The organism is Arthrobacter sp. HLT1-20, from assembly GCF_054510895.1.
On sequence record NZ_JBTNDR010000070.1, the window covers coordinates 1 to 2,671 of the forward strand.

The 2,671-nt window shown below is 61.4% G+C and carries 2 protein-coding genes; both read left to right on the forward strand.

Translation table 11 applies throughout. From position 1 onward, the window contains the following. The first annotated feature begins 227 nt into the window (after window positions 1-227). Window positions 228-905 carry a TetR/AcrR family transcriptional regulator gene (locus ACX80Q_RS18620; protein ID WP_459332031.1) on the forward strand — a complete coding sequence of 226 codons (678 nt, stop codon included), beginning with the start codon at window positions 228-230 and terminating at the stop codon, window positions 903-905. Continuing rightward, on the forward strand, window positions 902-2,551 hold the full coding sequence (locus tag ACX80Q_RS18625) for an MDR family MFS transporter (RefSeq protein WP_459332032.1): 1,650 nt from the start codon (window positions 902-904) through the stop codon (window positions 2,549-2,551). Before ACX80Q_RS18620 ends, ACX80Q_RS18625 begins: the two co-directional genes overlap by 4 nt. The last annotated feature ends 120 nt before the right edge of the window (window positions 2,552-2,671 follow it).

Below are 2,671 nucleotides of genomic sequence, written 5' to 3' on the forward strand. Positions count from 1 at the left end.
ATCCTCACGGAGCCAGTCAGTTGCTGAGTCACATTCATCAGATGGTACAGCCGCTACCTACTCTGCCAGCTAGTCCCAGACCAGCTACATACAAGACTCACAGTCAGTTGTGATTAACGGGACGGACGGCGGCGGGTGGCCACCCGCCGCCGCACAATAGGGCGTGTGATTAATTCCACTCCCACAACATTTTGCACTCTGGAGAAAATAGTGCAAACTTTTACTTTGTGAATGAAAGTGCAAAAAATTGTACCGCGCATGGCCTGCGCGCCCGCAAACGTGAGGCCACCCGGTCCGCCATCACTGCCGCGGCCCGGCGTGCCACCGCCCAAAAGGGCCTGAGCGGCTTCACGATTGAGCAACTGTGCGAGGAAGTGGGAGTGTCCCGGCGGACGTTCTTCAACTACTTCCCCTCCAAGGAAGACGCCATCATTGGCCATCTGCTCGACGAGTTTCCGGCACTGGCCATCGCCGACTTCCTGGCCGGCGGCGCCCAGGATTCCGGCGTCGAGCGGGGACCCCATGGGCTCAGCACAACGCTGCTGCGCGACTTGTTCACGCTCACTTGCGCCATGGCGGCGCAACTGGACTTCACCAAAGAGGAAATCCACCAGCTGATCGCTGCCATGAAAATGGAACCCACGCTCTTGATGAAAATGATGGGCAGTCAAAAAATCCGCGAGGCGGAATTCGCGGACCTGATGGCACAGCGCGAACACCTCGACGCCGGCGACCCCCTGGTCAACATGGCGGCAGCGCTTTTTGGCACCTGCTCGCACCGTGCCAGTCAAGCCTTCTTCTCGGAAGAAAACACTGCCAGCTACGGCGAACTTCTGGCCGCCAACCTGCACATGGCCCAACAACTTTTCAATTTCTCCCTCTTACCCTTCGAAGGGACTCCATGAGTACCGCCATCAAGGCAGGCGAACCGCTCCTGCTGACCCAAAAGAGAATCTGGATCATCTTCTCCGCGCTCATCGCCGGCATGATGCTCTCCAGCCTCGACCAAACGATCGTTTCCACGGCCATGCCCACCATTGTGGGCAAGCTGGGCGGCGTGGAGCACCAGACCTGGATCACCACCGCCTACCTGCTGGCCACCACCATTGTGATGCCCATCTACGGCAAGTTTGGTGACGTGCTGGGCCGCCGCAATCTATTCCTGGCAGCCATTGCCATCTTCACACTGGCCTCGATTGGCTGCGCCTTTGCCACCGACTTCTGGGGCTTCGTGATCTTCCGGGCCATCCAGGGCTTGGGTGGCGGCGGCTTGATGATCCTCTCGCAGGCCATCATTGCCGACATTGTTCCCGCCAACGAGCGCGGCAAGTACATGGGCCCCCTGGGCGCCATCTTCGGCCTGTCCGCCGTGGCCGGCCCCCTCCTGGGCGGCTACTTTGTGGACCACCTCACCTGGGAATGGGCGTTCTACATCAACATCCCGATCGGCATTGCAGCATTCATCATTGCCTACTTCACCTTGACCCTGCCCTCCAAGAAGGCAACCAAGAAGATTGACTTCATGGGTGTCCTGTTCCTGTCCATCGCCACCACAGCCCTGATCTTCTTCACCGACTTTGGCGGCAAGGAAGGCGGCTGGACCTCCATGACGACCTGGTCGTGGGGTGCCCTGCTGCTGGCAGCGGTTGCACTGTTCATCTTCACCGAAGCCCGCGCACAGGATCCCATCATCCCGCTGTCCCTGTTCAAGAACCCGATCTTCCTGAACTCCACGGCCATCGGATTCGTGCTGGGCATGGGCATGTTCGCCGCACTGGCGTTCGTCCCCACGTTCCTGCAAATGTCCTCCGGGACCTCCGCCGCCGAATCCGGCCTGCTCATGCTGCCCATGATGGTGGGCCTGATGGGCACCTCGATCTGGTCCGGCATCCGGATGACCAAGACCGGCAAGTACAAGGCGTTCCCCATTGCCGGATCGGGGCTGACCATTGTGGCCATGCTGTGGATGACAACCCTGTCCGCCGAGACCCCCATCTGGGTCATCTGCGCCCAGCTGTTTGTGTTCGGCGCCGGCCTGGGCCTGATCATGCAGATTGTTGTCATCGTGGTGCAGAACTCTGTTCCGGCCGCCCAGCTGGGAACCGCCACGAGCACCAACAACTACTTCCGCGAAGTGGGCTCAGCCCTGGGTGTGGCCGTCTTCGGCGCCATGTTCACCACGCGCCTGGCCGACTCCCTCAAGGAAGTCTTCACCACCGGTGGCGCCACTCCGGAGCAGGCTGGCAGCGCCATGTCCTCGCTGGATCCGCAGGCGCTGCACCAACTGCCGCAGGCCATCCAGGACGGCATCATCAACGCCTACGCCGATTCCCTGGCGCCCGTGTTCTGGTACCTGATCCCGTTCATGGTCATCGCGCTGGTCCTGGCGATCTTCATGAAGGTCATCCCGCTGTCGGACACCTCCGGCATGGTGGCCCGCGGCGAGGCCGTTGGCGGCGCGGAGGCAGAGCGCCTGGAATCCGAGCGGCTGGCTGGCGACACCCTGCTGCTGAGCAAGGAATCCGCGGTCGCGGGCCCGGACAAACCATAGCCTCACCATAAAAGGCGTGGGGGGGGGGGGGGGGGGGGGGGGGGGGGGGGGGGGGGGGGGGGTGTTTTTTTTTTTTGGAGGGGGGGGGGGGGGTTTTTTTCTTGTGTTGGTAATTTTGTG